The organism is Trichococcus pasteurii (assembly GCF_900112935.1).
In the GTDB taxonomy this organism is placed as follows: Bacteria; Bacillota; Bacilli; order Lactobacillales; family Aerococcaceae; genus Trichococcus; species Trichococcus pasteurii.
Map to the genome: position 1 here is coordinate 316,974 of NZ_FONM01000002.1, position 19,105 is coordinate 336,078.

The 19,105-nt window shown below is 47.8% G+C and carries 16 protein-coding genes; 1 reads left to right on the plus strand and 15 read right to left on the minus strand.

Annotated features, from left to right (window positions below; translation table 11 throughout):
• Positions 1 to 6: 6 nt before the first annotated feature.
• The 3 genes from deoD to BM184_RS03765 are packed head-to-tail and all read right to left on the minus strand — an operon-like array spanning position 7 to position 1,593.
• Entirely contained in the window at positions 7 to 708 is a 702-nt protein-coding gene (gene deoD / locus BM184_RS03755) for a purine-nucleoside phosphorylase (RefSeq protein WP_086941517.1), read from the minus strand.
• A gap of 21 nt (positions 709 to 729) precedes the next feature.
• The gene (locus BM184_RS03760; RefSeq protein ID WP_086941518.1) at positions 730 to 954 is read right to left on the minus strand and encodes a YozE family protein; all 225 of its coding nucleotides are present in this window, start codon (positions 952 to 954) and stop codon (positions 730 to 732) included.
• Positions 955 to 969: 15 nt separating this feature from the next.
• On the minus strand, positions 970 to 1,593 hold the full coding sequence (locus BM184_RS03765; protein ID WP_086941519.1) for a YpmS family protein: 624 nt from the start codon (positions 1,591 to 1,593) through the stop codon (positions 970 to 972).
• A gap of 181 nt (positions 1,594 to 1,774) precedes the next feature.
• Here BM184_RS03765 and trhA point away from each other — a divergent pair, with 181 nt between their 5' ends.
• Positions 1,775 to 2,425 (plus strand): PAQR family membrane homeostasis protein TrhA, encoded by a 651-nt coding sequence (trhA, locus tag BM184_RS03770; RefSeq protein ID WP_245830504.1) that lies wholly within the window; start codon positions 1,775 to 1,777, stop codon positions 2,423 to 2,425.
• 113 nt (positions 2,426 to 2,538) lie between these two features.
• Here trhA and BM184_RS03775 read toward each other — a convergent pair whose 3' ends face one another.
• The 12 genes from BM184_RS03775 to hrcA form a co-directional block, all read right to left on the minus strand.
• A complete protein-coding gene (locus tag BM184_RS03775; RefSeq protein WP_086941823.1) occupies positions 2,539 to 3,027 on the minus strand; it encodes a dihydrofolate reductase in 489 nt (162 codons plus the stop codon).
• Between the two features lie 102 nt (positions 3,028 to 3,129).
• Positions 3,130 to 4,077, minus strand: coding sequence for a thymidylate synthase (locus tag BM184_RS03780; RefSeq protein ID WP_086941521.1), 948 nt, complete (start codon positions 4,075 to 4,077; stop codon positions 3,130 to 3,132).
• 19 nt (positions 4,078 to 4,096) lie between these two features.
• Entirely contained in the window at positions 4,097 to 5,992 is a 1,896-nt protein-coding gene (locus BM184_RS03785; RefSeq protein WP_086941522.1) for an ABC-F family ATP-binding cassette domain-containing protein, read from the minus strand.
• Between the two features lie 191 nt (positions 5,993 to 6,183).
• Positions 6,184 to 7,860 carry a formate--tetrahydrofolate ligase gene (locus BM184_RS03790; RefSeq protein ID WP_086941824.1) on the minus strand — a complete coding sequence of 559 codons (1,677 nt, stop codon included), beginning with the start codon at positions 7,858 to 7,860 and terminating at the stop codon, positions 6,184 to 6,186.
• Between the two features lie 161 nt (positions 7,861 to 8,021).
• Complete coding sequence (gene ahpF / locus BM184_RS03795; RefSeq protein WP_086941523.1) at positions 8,022 to 9,554, minus strand: alkyl hydroperoxide reductase subunit F; 1,533 nt, start codon at positions 9,552 to 9,554, stop codon at positions 8,022 to 8,024.
• Between the two features lie 11 nt (positions 9,555 to 9,565).
• Positions 9,566 to 10,126, minus strand: coding sequence for an alkyl hydroperoxide reductase subunit C (ahpC, locus tag BM184_RS03800; RefSeq protein WP_086941524.1), 561 nt, complete (start codon positions 10,124 to 10,126; stop codon positions 9,566 to 9,568).
• A gap of 390 nt (positions 10,127 to 10,516) precedes the next feature.
• Positions 10,517 to 12,340 (minus strand): translation elongation factor 4, encoded by a 1,824-nt coding sequence (gene lepA / locus BM184_RS03805; protein ID WP_086941525.1) that lies wholly within the window; start codon positions 12,338 to 12,340, stop codon positions 10,517 to 10,519.
• Positions 12,341 to 12,509: 169 nt separating this feature from the next.
• On the minus strand, positions 12,510 to 14,156 hold the full coding sequence (locus tag BM184_RS03810; RefSeq protein ID WP_086941526.1) for a phosphoenolpyruvate carboxykinase (ATP): 1,647 nt from the start codon (positions 14,154 to 14,156) through the stop codon (positions 12,510 to 12,512).
• 213 nt (positions 14,157 to 14,369) lie between these two features.
• Positions 14,370 to 15,518: a molecular chaperone DnaJ gene (gene dnaJ, locus BM184_RS03815; protein WP_086941527.1), complete on the minus strand. Its 1,149-nt coding sequence runs from the start codon at positions 15,516 to 15,518 to the stop codon at positions 14,370 to 14,372.
• 99 nt (positions 15,519 to 15,617) lie between these two features.
• The gene (gene dnaK / locus BM184_RS03820) at positions 15,618 to 17,438 is read right to left on the minus strand and encodes a molecular chaperone DnaK (RefSeq protein WP_086941528.1); all 1,821 of its coding nucleotides are present in this window, start codon (positions 17,436 to 17,438) and stop codon (positions 15,618 to 15,620) included.
• Positions 17,439 to 17,483: 45 nt separating this feature from the next.
• Entirely contained in the window at positions 17,484 to 18,020 is a 537-nt protein-coding gene (grpE, locus tag BM184_RS03825) for a nucleotide exchange factor GrpE (protein WP_086941529.1), read from the minus strand.
• Between the two features lie 22 nt (positions 18,021 to 18,042).
• Positions 18,043 to 19,077 carry a heat-inducible transcriptional repressor HrcA gene (gene hrcA / locus BM184_RS03830; RefSeq protein WP_086941825.1) on the minus strand — a complete coding sequence of 345 codons (1,035 nt, stop codon included), beginning with the start codon at positions 19,075 to 19,077 and terminating at the stop codon, positions 18,043 to 18,045.
• Positions 19,078 to 19,105 lie beyond the last annotated feature (28 nt).

The following is a 19,105-nucleotide window of genomic DNA, read 5'->3' on the forward strand; positions in this document are numbered from 1 at the left end:
TTAAGATTATAGGATAGATTCCAAAGCAACGAGCATCATGTCGTCGAACGTTGTTTCGCGCTCTTCGGCAGTCGTCTCTTCCCCGGTCAGGATATGATCGCTGATCGTCAATAAAGCCAGCGCTTTCCGGTTGTATTTGGCGGCCAGCAGATACAGCCCGGCAGCTTCCATTTCCACGGCCAGAACACCATAGTCAGCCAATTTCTGTTTATTCAACTCTTCATTGTAGAAGCGATCCGAGGAAAGGACGTTGCCGACGTGGACGGATAGATTCCTTTCTTTCGCGACCATGTAGGCGTTGTGCATCAGTTCAAAGTTGCAGATCGGCGCAAAATTGACTTGGCCATTGAACGTATTGCTGACAACGCTGGAATCAGTGGTCGCGCCTTGGGCAATGACGATATCGCGCACATGGATATCTTTTTGGATCGCCCCTGCCGAACCGACACGGATCAGGTTCTGCACGTTGTACTCGGTGATCAGTTCGTTGGCGTAGATCATGATGGAAGGCAAGCCCATGCCCGTGCCTTGGACTGAGACGCGCTTGCCTTTGTATGTCCCTGTGTAACCAAACATATTCCGGACCGAATTGTACTGCTCGATATCCTCCAAATAAGTCTCCGCAATGTACTTCGCTCTCAATGGGTCGCCCGGCAATAGGACTGTTTCCGCGATTTGCCCCGGCTTTGCTGCGATGTGTGTACTCATTTCATTTCCTTCTTTCTCTATTTAATCTCTGTTCCGCTCGACGTATACTTCAAACAACTCATCAAAGACGGACATGAACTCTGTATACTCGCCGCTCAACTCCAGATAATCAGCTAGTTCATGGTAGTCGGTCATTTGCTTCGGAAAACCGATGTCCTCGGAAACCCGATTCGCAAATGTTGTTTTATCATCTTTTTTGTATGGGTCTCGATACGTGAGAATGAAAAGGTAAAAAGATTGTCTCATAAATTAGGCCTCTTTCTATTCTATCAAATTTTCTGCTGGTATGCTTACTTCAAATGAATATTCTTTCGTCTCTTTATCGATGGAAAGCAAACGGATGGCGCTCTCTTTCGGAAGGTCCATGCTGGCCAAGTTCATCAGTATCGTTTCCGATGCCGCATCCAATCTGACGAATGCAGGCAACGTTAAAAATTGGGCCAAAAGACTCAGGGCTTCTTTTTCAGGCAAAGACAACCCGCCTAGGGAAATGTCGGTCACCTTCAGCTGCAGATTGCCGTCCGTTGTCGCATGCGGCTCCCCTGTTAAAGCAAACGGGATCGAAAGCCCCAACAGCACGGTCTCACCTTTTAAAGTCACCATATCCGTTATTTCCAACGAATAGCCAGCCAAGCTCTGCTCGGATTTCAGATATTCATTGGCGATGACCGCCAATTCGGTATTGTTCAAAGATAATCCGACTGAAAGCTGATCCTCTGATTGCGTTGTGATTAGGGCGTCAGTTGCAGATTGACTGGGTTGATCCGTCGTGATTTTCGAGAAGAGCCAAACTGCTGCCAGGACCAGTGTGAGCGACAAGGTGATGAAAGCAATTTTCCATGGATTCGGGCTGTTTTTCACACTTCTTTGTTGATTGGTTCCCATTCTATTCGCTCCTTTCAAAATATCCCCGTGAAACCCTCTATCGCTTTTGGGTGGGAGAGCTGCTATTATTTTCTAAATCTTACCATTTAATGTGCTATAATGCATTCAGAAGGACGTTGTTGGAGACTGTTTTTTCTTTGGCCAAAAAACAATTGCTGACAGGCAACAAGGAGGAATGAATGTGACAACTTTTCCGCAAACAGAGGGCAGACGCAAAGTCATCGTCAATGAAGTGTTGAATGCCGTAACACATGGAATCGGAACCTTGCTTAGCATCGCTGGATGCGTCTTACTTATTTTGAAGGGATCCCAATCAGGAAACGGTACAGAAGTCGTTGCTTATGCCATTTATGGTGCTTCGATGATTTTACTTTTCCTCTCGTCAACCCTCTATCACAGTTTCAGTTTGACCCGGTTTCAAAAGATTTTCCGCTACATCGATCACGCAGCCATATATTTGTTGATTGCAGGGACGTATACGCCGTTTTGCTTGATCGCGGTGCGTAACGGCCAAAGCAGAGCTTTGTTCATTGCCGTTTGGGCAATCGCAATCATCGGCATTATCCTGAAGATCTTTTTCGTCGGAAAATTCAACGGAATTTCCACCCTCTTGTACTTGGGTATGGGATGGATGGCGCTGTTCATCATTCAGCCGATGTACCAGACACTCGGCCTGAACGGCATTGTGCTTATCGGTTTGGGCGGTTTGAGTTACAGTTTGGGGACAATTTTTTACTCGAACAAAAAATACGGCTTTATGCATGTCATTTGGCACCTTTTCGTTCTGGCTGGCGCCGCCTTCATGTACTTCGGCATCTTGCTTTACGTTTAAAAAATAGAAAAGCAGTACAAGCCAACGGTGATGCACTTTCCCATACAGAATCAATATTGACTTACTGCAACAAAAATCGGGCTGACTCTTTAATTGGAGTCAGCCCTTTTTGCTTAATTCACCCGTTTGAAGACTTTGAATTCATGTTCGTAGCGGTTTTTGTCGTCGACAACGCCCGAGGTCGACGAGGCTAATTCCCACTCGTTCCAGTCTGTTGTCGGAAAATAAGTGTCCCCGTCAAAGTCGGCATGAATGACAGTCTGATACAGGATATCCGCGAACGGCAGGAACAGCTCAAAAATTTCGCTGCCGCCGATAATGAACAACGTATCCTCTTCGTTATCCAAAGCCAATACTTCCTTGACATCATGCAGGACAGTAACCCCTGCATGGCTGTAATCGGTTTGCCTCGTCAGAATGATGTTTTCCCTTCTCGGAAGCGGGCGTGAACCCATCCCCTCAAACGTTTTTCTGCCCATCACGATTTTGTGGTTCAGTGTCAATTCCTTGAAATACTTCAGATCATTAGGCAGGTGCCAAGGCAATGTGCCGCCTTTCCCGATGATTCCGTTGTCGTCTTCAGCCCATAATAATGCGATCATCTCTTGTTTTGCCGCGCAGCCGAGCCAACGCCCGGACCGACCAGGTACCTTGATGGAACCTGATGGCGGCAACCTCCTTTTCCTCGGTATGGTAATCAGTAATTATACAGCGATCGGAGCTTTGATGCCCGGGTGACTCTTGTAGCCCTCCAGGACGATATCCTCTTTTTCCATTTCGAAAATGGATTTCTCCGGATGCTTCAGCACCAACTTCGGCAAAGCGAAAGGCTCTCTGGAAAGCTGCAGTTCGATCTGTTCGATATGATTCAGGTACAGATGGGCATCCCCGAATGTGTGGATGAATTCCCCGACTTCAAGACCCGTTTCGTTTGCGATCAGATGCGTCAACAAGGCGTAGCTGGCTATATTGAACGGCACCCCCAAAAAGATATCCGCGCTCCTTTGATACAATTGGCAGCTGAGCTTTCCGTCTGTGACATAGAATTGGAATAATGTGTGACAAGGCGGCAAGGCCATCGAAGGCACATCTTCCGGATTCCAGGCCGAAACCATCAATCTTCTCGAATCAGGATTGGTTTTGATCATTTCGATGACATCGCTGATCTGATCGATGAATTCCCCTTTTGTCGTTTTCCAGCGGCGCCATTGGGACCCATAAATGTTGCCTAATTCGCCATGTTTGGCTGCAAAGGCTGCATCCGTCAAAATCGCTTCCCGGAATTTAGCCATTTCGGCATCGTAGATTGCTTTGAAGCCCGCTTCTTTCAGGACTCTGTGGCCGAAGTCATCCATGTTCGGCCCGGCGTAATCTTCTGATTTCACATAGCGCTCGAATGCCCACTCATCCCAGATGTGGTTGTTGTTTTCCAACAAGTATTTGATGTTCGTGTCACCCTTCAGGAACCACAACAGTTCGCTCTTGATGAGACCGAAAGCGACTTTCTTTGTCGTCAGGATCGGGAAGCCCTCAGCGAGGTCAAAACGCATTTGATGTCCGAAGATGCTTTTCGTGCCGGTTCCGGTACGGTCGTGTTTCGTCGCGCCTGTTTCCAGGACGGTTCTTGCTAAATCCAAATATTGTTTTGTCATCTTGTTTCTCCTATATACATTAATCTTTGGCGAACTGGCTGAGATATTCCCAGCGTTCCCATTTTTCGGCAAGCGCTGCTTCTGTATTGTCCAATTCCTGTTGCAATTGGGTCAGCTTTTCGAAGTCCGAAGCGTTTTCGGCCATCGCGCTCTGCAATGTCAGGCTTTTTTCCTCAAGTTCGGAAATGTCGTCCTCGATTGTGGTCCATTCCTTTTGCTCCATGTAGGTCCATTTTGTCTTTTCCTTGACCGCATCCTGAGCAAGGACAGGTACTGAAGCTTTCTTGCTTTCCTGCTTAGCGGCCTCGCTGTCCTTCTGGCTGGATACCAGTAAATATTCGCTCATATCCCCAAAGAATACGCCCGGTTTGCCTTCATCATTCAGGATCAAGAGCTTGTCGGCCACTTTGTCCAGGAAATAACGGTCATGCGATACGGTGATTACGGCTCCGCCGAAGCTGTTCAAGTAATCCTCCAGCACAGTCAACGTATCGATATCCAAGTCGTTTGTCGGCTCATCCATCAGCAGCACATTCGGTTTCGTCATCAACAGCTTCAACAAGTAAAGGCGACGTTTTTCTCCTCCCGATAAGGAGCTGATCAGGCTGCCGTGCGTTTCGCGCGGGAAGAGGAAGGTCTCCAGCATCTCCGTGACGCTGACGACGATGCCGTCGCTTAATTTCACTTCTTCCGCGATTTCCTGCAGATAATTGATGACCCGTTTATCGTCAGGTAGCACCTCGGAAAGCTGTTTATAATAGGCTATTTTGACGGTCTCTCCGATGATCAGATTCCCGCCGGCAATTTCTTTTTCGCCTGCCAACATGTTCAGGAAAGTAGTCTTGCCTGCCCCATTCTTGCCGACGATGCCGATGCGATCGGTTGACTGGAATATATAGGAAAAATCATTGAGGATCTGTTTGTCTCCCGCAAACAGCGAGATATGTTCCAGATTGAAGACGCGTTTGCCCAGGCGGGAACCATCCAATTGGATTTCGAGTTTGACATCGTTTGTGCTTTGTTGCGTCGCTTCTTTCAAGTCCTCAAAGCGGTGGATCCGCGCCTGTTGCTTTGTCGTCCTGGCTTTGGCACCCTTGCGCATCCATTGCAGTTCGCTCTTGTACAATTTCAGCTGCTTCTCGTCCATCTTTTGCTGGATGGCTTCACGTTCGCTCTTTTGGAATAAGTAGTCCTCGTAGTTGCCTGTGTAGACTTCCAATCCGCCGTTCTTCAGTTCGATGATTTTCGTGACGGCATTCTCCAGGAAGTAGCGGTCATGGGTCACCAAAAGGACGGACCCTTTGTATTGAGCAAGATAGTTTTCCAGCCAAGTGATCGAGTCCATGTCAAGATGGTTGGTAGGTTCATCCAGCAACAACAGATCCGGCGCTTGGATCAGCACCTGCGCCAAGCCGACGCGTTTCCGTTGTCCACCGGACAGCTCGCCTACTTTTTTCGTGATGTCATCCAAACCCAATCGGTTCAGGATGGATTTGATCTGAACCTCTGTCTGCCAAGCGTCTTGCGCATTCATGTCAGCTTCGGCCTTGCTGTACCGGTTCTGATTATCCGGATTCAGACTGTCTTTCTCCAACAATTCCAAAGCTTCCTCGTAGGCGCGGACCGTCTTGATGATGGGTGCTTCGCCTTCATAGACCGCTTCAAAAACAGTCGAGTCTTTGTTCAGTTGGGGCTCCTGAGCCAAGTAGCCGACGCGATAATCGCTGGGCACGTCCAGGCTGCCGGCATCCGGTGTTTCGATTCCCGCAATGATTTCCAGCAAGGAACTCTTGCCGGTCCCGTTCTGACCGATCAGGCCGATATGTTCACCTTCACGGATCGTGAAGGATATTTTGTTGAAGAGTGTCTTCATCCCGTAGGATTTTTCTAACTCGATGGCATTAAAATCTTTCATATGTCGCAATCATCCTTTGTTTTCAATCCATGTCGTTTTATGCTCAGGGATCTTGATAGTCTCTTGACATTGTAACATATCCGGCTGGGCTGCGGGTCATTGAAGGCCCAAAAAACAAGCCGGATTTCAGAAGCATTTTTCGTCAAAAAAATAGAGAGGTTTCCCTCTCTATTTTTACAGTTTTTATGGAATTAGAACAACCCTGTAACGACTCCGTCTTCAGTGACGTCCATGCGCAGAGCAGCCGGTTCTTTCGGCAGACCCGGCATGGTCAGGATATCCCCCGTCAACGCAACAACGAACCCAGCTCCGATTTTCGGAACAAAGGAACGGATGGTGATGTCGAAGTTTTCCGGACGGCCGATCGCTTTTTGGTCATCGGATAAGGAATACTGCGTTTTTGCCATACATACAGGCAAACGATCCCAGCCATTTTTCTTGTACTGACGCAATTGGTTTTTGGCTTCTTTGGAATAGATGACACTTGCCCCGCCATAGATTTTGGTGACGATTGTCTCAATCTTTTCTTCGATGCTGCTGTCCTCCGCCACATAAAGCGGAACAAAAGCTTTTGTGTTTTCGTCGATCGCTTTAACGACAGCGTTCGCCAAAGCTTCTCCGCCTTCAGCGCCTTTTGCCCAAACCGCTGTCTGGACGCATTCGACTTCCTGAGCAGCGCACAGACTGACGACAGCTGCGATTTCCGCTGCGGTGTCGTTCGTGAATTCATTAAGCGCCACAACAACAGGCACGCCGTATTGTTGCATGTTTTCGATATGTTTCTGCAGATTTGCGAAGCCTGCTTTGACCGCTTCAACATTTTCGCCGCTGTTGAGGTCTTTCACCAATACGCCCCCGTGCATCTTCAAAGAGCGCACGGTCGCTACGATCACGACTGCATCAGGGCTCTTGCCCAGCTGCGGAACTTTGATGTCCATGAACTTCTCAGCACCCAAGTCAGCTCCGAAACCAGCTTCCGTGATGACGTAATCAGCCAATTTCAAGGCGGTTTTGGTTGCCAGCACGCTGTTGCAGCCATGCGCAATATTGGCGAACGGTCCGCCATGCACAAATGCAGGTGTATGGTAGAGCGTCTGCACAAGGTTCGGCTCCAACGCATCCTTCATCAGCAAAGTCAATGCGCCTTCCACTTTCAAGTCTCTGACAGTGACGGGCACGCGATCGAATGTATAGCCGATGACGATATTGCCGATGCGGTTCTTCAGATCCGTCAGCGAAGTCGATAAGCAAAGGATCGCCATGATTTCGCTCGCTACCGTAATATCGAAGCCGTCTTGGCGGGGAACGCCTTGGATCGGTCCGCCCAATCCGATAACGATGTTGCGCAAAGCACGGTCGTTGATGTCCAATACGCGCTTCCAAGTGATCCGGCGTTGATCGATGTTCAAGGCATTGCCTTGTTGGATATGGTTATCGATCAAGGCTGATAAAGTATTGTTCGTCGCTGTGATGGCATGCATGTCGCCAGTGAAATGCAGGTTGATGTCCTGCATCGGCTGCACTTGCGCATAACCGCCGCCTGCCGCTCCGCCTTTAACGCCCATCGTCGGCCCTAAAGAAGGTTCGCGCATCGCAATCATCGCTTTCTTGCCGATGCGTGTAAGGGCATCGCCCAAGCCGACTGTGACGGTCGATTTGCCTTCTCCAGCCGGGGTAGGATTGATGGCAGTTACAAGGATCAACTTGCCGTCTGCCTCTTCGTTCAAGGAATTGATTTTTTTGATGTCCACTTTTGCCTTGTATTTTCCGTACAGTTTCAGATCATCTTCTGTCAGGGAAAGGGTTGCCGCTACTTCTTTGATCGGAAGCATCTCATTTGCTTGAGCTATCTCGATATCCGTCTTCAAAACCATCACTCCAAATTCTTCATGTTTACATACATTTTAGCACACAGACCAGTAGAAAGAACGTGTTTTATGGCCATTTGCTTGATAAAACTGCTTACATTTACCACAAATAAAAAAATCCAGAAAAGAATTCAAAATGAAATCCCTTTCTGGATTTGAACTTATTGACGGATCAGGTAATCGAATGCGCCCAAAGCGGCAGTCGCTCCTGCGCCCATTGAGATGATGATTTGTTTGTAAGCACTGTTTGTGCAATCTCCTGCAGCGAATACGCCTTCCAGATTGGTCGAACCATGATTGTCGATGATGATTTCGCCGCGTTCATTCAAGGCAACGCCGGAATCCTTCAGCCAAGCCGTGTTCGGAACCAAACCGATCTGAACGAAGACACCTTCAAGTGCGATGGTATGCTCTGCATTCGTGGCGCGGTCCACGTAGGAAATGGCTTCCACTTGATCGGTACCGTTGATCGCTTTCGTCGCCACATTCGTGATGACAGTGACGTTCTTCAAAGCATGGACACGATCCTGAAGCACTTGATCAGCTTTCAATTCCGGCAAGAACTCAAGCACATATACGTGTTTCGCCAAACCGGCCAGATCGATCGCCGCTTCTATGCCGGAATTCCCGCCGCCGATGACAGCAACGTCTTTACCTGCAAACAACGGACCATCGCAATGCGGACAGTTGGTCACGCCTTTTGTGCGGAACTCTTCTTCACCGGGGACGTTCACATTGCGCCAATGCGCTCCGACCGTAAGGATAGCGGTCTTCGCTTTGAGCACTGCCCCATTCTCCAGTTCGACTTCGATCAGGTCATTTTTGCGGATACTTTTCGCGCGTTGGCCTTTCATGATGTCGACCTTGTACTGATTCACATGTGCTTCCACTTGCGCCATCAGTTTCGGTCCTTCCGTGTAAGGCGTTCCGATCATATTTTCGATGCCGACTGTGTCCATCACTTGTCCGCCGTAGGTTTCGACAACCATGCCGGTGTTGATGCCTTTACGGGCAGCGTAGATGGCCGCGCTGTTTCCAGCTGGTCCTCCGCCCACAACAAGAACATCGAATACCTCTTTATCGGAGAATTCATCCACACTTGCCGGACCGGCGGCATTGTCGATCAATTGTTCGATCGTCATGCGCCCGCTGGCAAATGATTGCCCATTCAGGAAAACAGTCGGAACGGCCATTATTTTCTTCGCTTCGATTTCATCCTTGAACATCCCGCCCTCGATCATAACATGGGAGATTTTCGGATTCAGTACAGACATGATGTTCAGTGCTTGGACAACGTCCGGGCAGTTATGACAAGTCAAGCTGACATAAGTCTCGAAATGCAGTTCTTTGTCGATCGCTTTGATGCGCTTGATGATGGCATCATCCACTTTAGGGGCTCTTCCGCTTACCTGCAGCAACGCCAGGATAAATGAAGTGAACTCATGCCCTAACGGCAAACCGGCAAACGTGATGCCGCTCTCCGTTCCTGGTCGTGTGATCGTAAAACTGGGTGTGCGGGGCAATGTTGCATTTTCGAGAGAAATCTTCGCCGACATCCCGGCTATTTCCTGCAGAAACTCCCTGACTTTCCCGGAATTTTCATCATCGCTCAGACTGGCTTTGAAAACTACATCCGATTCCAACAGTTCAAGATATTGGCCAAGTTGCCCTTTGATTTCTGTATCTAGTGCCATGGGAATCCTCCTTAAATTTTACCTACCAAGTCCAAGCTAGGTTTCAATGTTTCCGCGCCTTCTTTCCATTTCGCAGGGCAAACTTCGCCTGGATGGGTGCGGACATATTGTCCTGCGCGGATTTTGTCGATCAAACCGCTCGCGTCACGGCCGATGCCGTCAGCGTTGATTTCCACTGCCTGCACGATGCCGTCCGGGTCGATGATGAACGTTCCGCGTTGAGCCAAGCCTTCATCATCCAAAACATCAAACCCGATCGAAATCGCATGCGATGGATCTCCGATCATGGTGTATTCGATTTTGCCGATGGCTGGTGAATGGTCGTGCCATGCTTTATGCGTGAAGTGTGTGTCGGTTGATACGGAATAAACCTCTACACCCAAGCCTTGCAAGGTTGGATATTGATCCTGAAGATCTTCCAATTCAGTCGGGCAAACGAAAGTGAAGTCCGCAGGGTAAAAACAGACGATGCTCCATTTTCCTTTCAGGTCTTCTGATGATACTTCAATGAATTCACCTTTGTGATAAGCATTCGCTTTAAATTCCACTATTTCTTTTCCGATTAATGACATTTCGATTCCTCCAATTATAATAATTATTTTAGAATAATCCCTATCAATAACTATATAGAATACGTCATTATCGGTCAAGTTTAAACACCTGGGAACTATAATTATTTTTTCATTTTTGGGAAAAGTGGATTTCATCATCAGAAAACCTATAGATATGAAGGGGTCTAAGAATCGGAAACTTGCTTTCCGTTCAAGGAGTAGTCATTGGAAATTCCACATGAGGTAAATCACTGCTCAGACAACCCTGATACCCAGCTGAACAGAGCAAACACCATTCTCAATTAGACAAGCCCATTCTCAATTAAAAAAGAACGCACCTGGATAATAATATGATCCAGGTGCGTTCTAAAATTTTATGTATTCTAAAGAATCTGCAGACTGCCTTTTGGGTTAGTCTTCATCCATCTTCAGAACGGCCATGAAGGCTTCTTGTGGGACCTCGACGGATCCGACTTGCTTCATGCGCTTCTTGCCTTCTTTTTGTTTATCGAGCAATTTGCGCTTACGGGAAATATCCCCGCCGTAACATTTGGCCAGTACATTTTTGCGCAAAGCTTTGATGGTGGTTCTTGCCAGGATTTTGTTGCCGATCGTCGCTTGGATCGGAACTTCGAACTGCTGGCGTGGAATCAATCCGCGCAGTTTTTCTGTGATTACTTTCCCGCGTGCATAGGCAAAATCGCGATGCACGATCAAACTCAAGGCATCGACAGCTTCACCGTTCAAGAGGATATCCATCTTGACCAGTTTGCTTGGACGGTAGCCGATCAATTCATAGTCAAGGGAAGCGTATCCCTTCGTGCTTGATTTCAACCTGTCGAAGAAATCAAAGATGATTTCTGCCAGAGGCATTTCATAGACGACATTGACGCGGAAATCATCCAAATAATCCATCGTAATGAAAGTGCCGCGCTTCTTTTGGGCGATATCCATGACGGCGCCGACATAATCGTTAGGCACCATGATGCTTGCTTTGACATACGGCTCTTCGACGCTTTCAATCGTTGTCGCATCGGGCATTTCCGAAGGGTTGTCGATTTCCAAAAATTCGCCATCGGTCTTGTTGACACGGTAAATAACAGACGGTGCTGTCGTGATGATATCCAGATCGAATTCGCGCTCGATCCGTTCCTGGATGACGTCCATATGCAGCATGCCCAAAAATCCGGTACGGAAACCGAATCCGAGCGCTTGCGAAGATTCCGCCTCGAACTGCAAGGAAGCATCGTTCAACTGCAGTTTTTCCAAAGCTTCACGCAAGTCATTGAAGTCCGAGGCATCAACAGGGTAAATACCGCAGTATACCATTGGATTCATTTTGCGGTAGCCGGCCAAGGCTTCGCTGGCAGGGTTGTTCGCCAAAGTAATCGTGTCACCAACCTGTGTGTCTTGGATCGTTTTGATGCCGGCAGTCAAATAGCCCACGTCACCGACCATCAAAAAGTCACGTTTGATCGGTTTCGGTGAGAAAATGCCTACTTCAATGACTTCATACTCTTTGCCGTTTGCCATGAATCTGATCATGTCTCCCGGGCGGACCACACCGTTTTTGATCCGGATATTCAGCACTACTCCCCGGTATGGGTCATAGACCGAGTCAAAAACCAAGGCTTGCAAAGGCGCTTCAAGATCACCTTCCGGAGCCGGGACTTTTTCGACAATCTGCTCCAACAACTCAGGGATACCCAAGCCGATTTTTGCACTCGCCAAAACCGCATCGCTGGCATCGATACCGATGACATCCTCTACCTCAGCCCTTACACGCTCAGGATCTGCGGCAGGCAAATCGATTTTATTGATGACAGGCACGATTTCCAGGTTGTTGTCCAAAGCCAGATAAACATTCGCAAGGGTTTGTGCTTCGACCCCTTGTGCCGCGTCCACTACGAGGATAGCGCCTTCGCAGGCTGCCAAACTTCTGGATACTTCATACGTAAAGTCGACATGTCCTGGTGTGTCGATCAGATGGAAGATATAGTCTTCCCCGTCGTTGGCCCTGTAAGTCAATTCGACGGCGTTCAATTTTATGGTGATGCCCCGTTCTCTTTCGAGGTCCATGGAATCCAATAATTGTGCTTGCATGTCACGATCGGCGACTGTATCGGTCAATTGGAGAATCCTGTCCGCCAATGTGGATTTCCCATGGTCAATATGGGCAATGATGGAAAAATTTCTGATCTTTTTTTGTCGTTGCTTCATTTCTTCTAAGTTCATTATCGTTGCTCACTTTCTCTGACGTCCATTCGTTCACTTGAAAATTATACCAATCTAAAGCCTTCATGACAAGACGCCGACTCAGATTGGCAAGTCTTTCTCACTTTTGTTTGGATAATAAGCAAAAAAGAATCCGAAGGCTCCCCACCGGATTCTTTCCCATCGAAATTTAAAAAGCATCAATGATATTTTGCAACGCTTGGATGGATTCATCAGGCAACGGTACACTTGGATGGACAGCGTTGAATTCTTCCAAGAAATCTTCCCGTAGCTGCATGCGTCTTCTCACCAACTTCGTATAGTCTTTGTCTTCAAAATCGGGATTGAAGCCTTCCACCGGCAGATAGCTGAGATGCGGTGCATCCCCGAATGGGACGAATGATGCTTTCCCTTCAACGACGCTTTCGATGACGCCCAAGGACACTTCCTTCGGTATTTTTTTACCCATGAAAAACCCAGTATTGATGATGTAGCATTCCACTTCCTCATGAGCCAACAGTTCTTTGAAGCCGTCATAATCCTCAACCAATGGATAAACGCGGAACGGATTTGCGAATGGTTCGATGACCAGTTTATCGGTCGATTCGCCTTTCTTCAGCGTCTCCGCAGTCGTGCGTTTCGTGGCCAGCGTCGTGCCGAAAGTTGCCGCCAAGACGGCATCATCCACCTTCACCAAAGGCGGCAAGGCATCGTCCTTCATGATCCAGTAGACAGCATTGATCGGTTCTTCGAACTTATCAACGCGGTTCGGCGTGGAATAACGTGATTTGACTGTACGTCCGTTGCCGTTTCGGATATCTTCAGTGACCAGCACAATTTTGCCGTCATTATCCTTTGTCACGCCCACATTCTGGACAGTAACAAAATAGTTCTGTTCAGGGTGATCGGCTGGATAATCCTGGGTTTTATCGAAATAGGAAGGTTCCAACGCAATGGATGACCCATCCTTCAAATCGATCAGGAAGGCATCGTCATGCAGCACTTTCACTTCATATTTGTTGTCATGCTTCGAATGCGTCAGAGTCGATTTGCCTGACCCCGAAAGCCCGAAGAAGGAAGCGACATACGAACCGCCATCAGGCAGGCGGAAGTGTTTTTGGCCGCCATGGCAAGCAACAAAGCCATTCCGATGACCGGTTCCCCACGCAAGCGTCAGTGTGCCTTTTTTGAACTCACCGAAATATTGCATTCCGAGGATACAGGCCACATTTTTATCGGGCTCGAAGATAGCCACACCCAGCGGATAATCCGGATGGCGCCATTCTGGATCCGTGTAGATGTAGATATCGCCTTCGTTGTACAGCTTCGAATGTGCATACATTTCCTGATAATCCGGGCTGTTCCACTGGAAGTTCAATAGCCAAGAATAGAGATTGTTTTCGTTTCCTTCGGGAAAGGCGATATGCGCCTTGATGATGAAATCTTTATCCAGGCCCACATACCCTGTCGTTTTATAATAATGGCGCAGTCTGTTTTTATAAATGACATCCATGATGATGCCTTCAAGGATTTCGTCTTCTTCTTTGTTCTCTCCGATGATCCGTTTGGCGCGGGCAGTGCGGCCGATGATCCTCCCGCCGTTTTCGACAAGTACCTTGGCATCATCCGGCAAGCCCAGTTCTTTTGTATGGAGCACAGGCAGATCGGTCACGACCACACCTGCAGCGTTCAGAGCGAGTTGATAGGCTTCCGTCATGTCCGTGACTTCCTGCATGTTTTTGCCATAAAAAGCTGTTTCGACCGTTGTCCGGAATTTCGTAAGTAAAGGGTTGGACTTCTTTAATTCGGATCTATTGAACGATTCTATAGTAGCCATTTACGTCACCTCTTTTATTTGATACATTCATTATAATCCTATTTCCCCAAAATGTAACCCCTTACATTCAAAAATTTGCGAATATTTACTCTTTTTCTATAAAAAAAGTGTTGTTGTCCTCATGTTAGTTACAAAAACTCTAACAGAATAGTATATGGACAAAAAACGAACCGATGCTCAGTTGTTTCCGACGCACCGGTTCATTCAGGATTTTTATTTTTTATTTTTGAAAGCGTCCTTTACTTTATCAAAAAAATTGGCTTCATCCTCCACAAGCGTATCGCCGCCTGCTGCCGCGAAAGCGCGGATTGCCTCTCTTTGCTTCTCGTTAAGGTTTTTCGGTGTGACAACCGTCACTTTGACGTGTTGGTCGCCATTTCCGGTCCCACGCAAGCGTGGCGCCCCTTTGCCTTTCAGGCGGAAATTCGTGCCGGTTTGTGTTCCGGCAGGGATTTTCAGCTTGACTTTGCCGTGTACGGTAGGCACTTCAATTTCATCACCCAAAGCGGCTTGAGCGAAGCTGATCGGAAGCGTGTAATGGATTTCTGTCCCTTCGCGATCGAAAATATCGCTTGGTTCCACTTGGAAAACAACATACAGGTCGCCGTACGGGCCGCCATTGCTGCCGACTTCCCCTTGTCCGTTCAAGCGCATCTGTTGTCCATCGTCGACGCCAGGAGGGATTGTGACAGCCACAGAGTGATCAGTTTCGACATGTCCTTGTCCGTGGCACGTTGTACATTTATCTGTGATCTCTTTGCCTGTTCCGCCGCAGACATCACAGACTGCTTGCGTCATTACGCGGCCGAAAGGTGTATTCCTTTCGACACCGACCGCTCCTGACCCATGACACTTCGAACACGTTTTCGGTTGCGTGCCGGGTTTTGCGCCGGACCCGCTGCAGGTTTTGCATTCTTCATCACGTTTGTAACGGATGGTTTCTTTTTTCCCGAAAATCGCTTCTTCAAATGTAAGGTGGATACGGTACTGTAAATCAGAACCTTGACGGGGGGCATTCGGATTTCTGCCGCGACCGCCGCCGCCCCCGAAAAAGGAATCGAAGATATCTTCAAAACCGCCCGAGAAGCCGCCGAAGCCGCCACCGTAACCGCCATAGCCACCGCCTGCGCCAAAGTTGGGATCGGTGCTGGCATGTCCGTACTGGTCATAGGCTGCGCGTTTGTTGCCGTCGCTCAAGACTTCATAAGCTTCAGCAAGCTCCTTGAATTTGTCTTCCGCGCCCGCTTCTTTATTGATATCCGGGTGAAACTTCTTGGAAAGTTTCCGGTAAGCCTTTTTTATCTCATCGTCTGTGGCATCTTTCGCCACACCCAAGACATCGTAATAATCTCTTTTCGCCATTGTTTCGCCTCCATTGATTGGCTTCATCTGAACATTTTATCTCTATACAGTGAGAGAAGCCAATGCAGTTAAGCGTTGGCTTCCTCTCGTTAGAGTTGACTATTTGTCGTCTACTTCTTCAAAATCGGCATCAACGACACCGTCGTCAGTTGCTGAGTTATGCGCGCCTTCTTGTTGTTGCGCTTGAGCAGCTTGCTCATAAAGTTTGACAGTCAGGTTTTGGACAAGTTCATTCAAAGCGTCACGCTTCGTTTTCATTTGTTCCAAATCATTCGCTTCGACTGCTGCTTTCAGTTCGTCTCTCGCTTCTTCCGCTTTCTTCACTTCATCAGCGTCGACTTTGCCGTCAAGCTCTTTCAATGTTTTGTCAGTCTGGAAGATCAATTGATCCACTTCATTGCGCAATTCAACTTCTTCTTTGCGCAATTTGTCTGCTTCAGCGTTCGCTTCCGCATCTTTCACCATTTTTTCGATTTCTTCGTCAGTCAGACCGGAAGAAGACTTGATAGTGATTGTTTGTTCTTTTTGAGTGCCCAAGTCTTTGGCGCGAACGTTGACGATACCGTTTTTGTCGATATCGAATGACACTTCGATTTGAGGAACTCCGCGAGGTGCTGCTGGAATATCCGTCAATTGGAAACGCCCCAATGTTTTATTGTCGGCTGCCATCGGACGCTCACCTTGCAACACATGCACATCAACAGCTGGCTGGTTGTCGGCTGCAGTCGAGAAGACTTGTGATTTGCTTGTCGGGATTGTCGTATTGCGGTCGATCAATTTAGTGAACACGCCACCCATTGTTTCGATACCCAATGATAAAGGTGTAACGTCCAATAATACGATGTCTTTTACGTCTCCGGAGATGACTCCGCCTTGGATGGCAGCACCCATTGCGACAACTTCATCCGGGTTAACGGATTTGTTCGGCTCTTTGCCGGCTTCTTTACGGACTGCTTCGATGACTGCAGGGATACGTGTGGAACCACCGACCAAGATGATTTCATCGATTTCGGAAGTGGATAAACCAGCATCCTTCAAAGCTTGGCGTACAGGGCCTTTTGTACGTTCAACCAAGTCATAAGTGATTTCATCGAATTTCGCGCGGGTAAGCGTCAATTCCAGGTGCAACGGACCTGCATCGCCGGCAGTGATGAACGGCAGGCTGATTTGCGTTGAAGTTACGCCTGACAAATCTTTTTTGGCTTTTTCAGCAGCGTCTTTCAGACGTTGTTTCGCCATTTTGTCGTTTGAAAGGTCGATTCCGTTTTCTTTCTTGAATTCCGCAACCAAATAGTCGATGATTTTGTTGTCAAAGTCATCTCCACCTAATTTGTTGTCGCCGGCTGTACTCAATACATCGAATACGCCATCGCCCAATTCAAGGATGGAAACGTCGAATGTACCGCCGCCCAAGTCGAATACAAGGATTTTTTCGTCTTTATCGGTTTTGTCCAAACCGTATGCCAAAGCTGCAGCAGTCGGCTCGTTGACGATACGCTCTACTTCCAGACCGGCAATTTTTCCGGCATCTTTAGTCGCTTGACGCTGTGCGTCGTTGAAGTAAGCTGGAACTGTAATTACGGCTTTATCAACTTTTTCGCCTAGGTAGTCTTCTGCGTAGCCTTTCAGATATTGAAGGATCATCGCTGAAACTTCTTGCGGCGTGTAGCTCTTGCCTTCCACTTCCACCTTGTAGCCAGCAACGCCCATGTGGCGTTTGATGGAGCTGATTGTGTTCGGGTTGGTAACTGCTTGGCGTTTTGCAACCTCGCCCACTTGGATTTCGCCATTCTTGAATGAAACGACAGATGGTGTCGTGCGATTTCCCTCTGGATTTGGAATGATTTTAGCTTCTCCGCCTTCTAATACAGCGACAGCTGAGTTTGTTGTACCTAAGTCAATACCGATAATTTTGCTCATGATGTTATTCCCCTCTATATGAAATTATTATGTTTATCAATAAGATTATTGTGACACAACGACCATTGCTGGTCTTAACACACGTTCTTTCAAGGTATAGCCTTTTTGCACTACCGCGACGACTGTATCAGGCGCTTGCCCTTCGGCAGCCGGCTGCATTTGGATGGATTGATGGAAATTTGGATCGAAAGGCTGATCGATCGGATCGATCGGAGCAATCCCTTCTTTTGCGAAAGCTTCAGTGAATAAGTTCATGACCATTTCCAACCCTTTTTTCAGGTTCAATGATTTTTCATCTTCCACTTCAATCGCTAATGCGCGCTCCAGACTGTCCATCACCGGCAACAATTCCTGCGCCAATGACTGGGAACGGTATTTCGCCGCATCCTGTCTTTCTTTCGCGTTGCGCTTCTGGATATTGGCAAGTTCTGCCTGCAGACGCAACAGCCGGTCTTCCGTTTCGGACAAGGTTGCTTTCAAGGCTTCAACCTCACTTGCTTCCGTAACTGTTTCTTGACCTTCGGCAACCGTTGTTTCAGCGGTTGCTTGTTCCTGGTCCACTAATTCTTCGTTATTGTCCACTTCAAAATCTCCTTTGTCGTGCTTATTTGTTTAGATCATTCAAGCTATCAGAAAGTTCATAGCGCATAAATTTCATGATGCTGATCATTTTTTGGTAAGGCATGTTGGTGGGCCCCAGCAATGCGATCAGACCTTTACCGTTGCCGGCCGTGTCATATGTAGCCGTAATTAGGCTAAAATTATGCAGCAGCTCATTGTTCAATTCCGTTCCGATCTTGACGCCGACGCCATCGTGGGAGTTTGAAAAAAGCGCATGGATATCGGGGGATCCGTTCAGCATGCTTAAAATGGCTTTGACTTTATTCTTGTCCATCGTTGCATCCAAATGGTTCAGGAGGTTCATGCTGCCGCCTACATGGAAGCGGTCATGCTCCAACTTCGCCACAATGTCATTGAAGATCGCTGTGAAATCGATTTTTGCATCGACGTACTTCCGGATAATCACCGGAATGTCCGTTTGCAGTTTGACGAATACTTCCTGCAGCGTGCGGCCGACCAGTTCCTGATTGAAGATGCTGACGATTTTTTCTATCTCGGCGGCTGAGAAGCCTGGTGACACAGAAAAAATTTGGTTTTCCACATGTCCTTTATCAGTCACCAATATGGCCATCACATGGCCTTCATTGAGCGCGACCAATCGGAATCCCGTCAATCGGCTGTCCTTTGTTTCAGGCCCGATCGCCAAAGCAGTGTAATTCGTCAAAAAGGACAGCATTTCAGCTGATTTTTCGACGACCTGCTGCACTTCACGGTAAGGATTCTGAAAACCATGCTTGATCGTTTGTTTGACGTCGTCGGCGATTTCTTCGCTTTCTTTGCCTAAAAGTTGATCGACATAGTAACGGTAGCCTTGGATGGACGGTATCCTGCCTGATGAAGAGTGCATCTTTTCCAGGAAACCCAATTCTTCGATCCGCATCATTTCGTTGCGGATCGTTGCGGAACTTAAAGGCAAAGAAGACTCCTTAAGAAGCGTCTTTGACCCGATCGGCTCCTCGAATTCGATGTAATGCCTGACAATTAAATCCAAAATTAGCAACTGTCTTTCTGTTAACAAGATTTTCACCTCACTTTAGCACTTGACC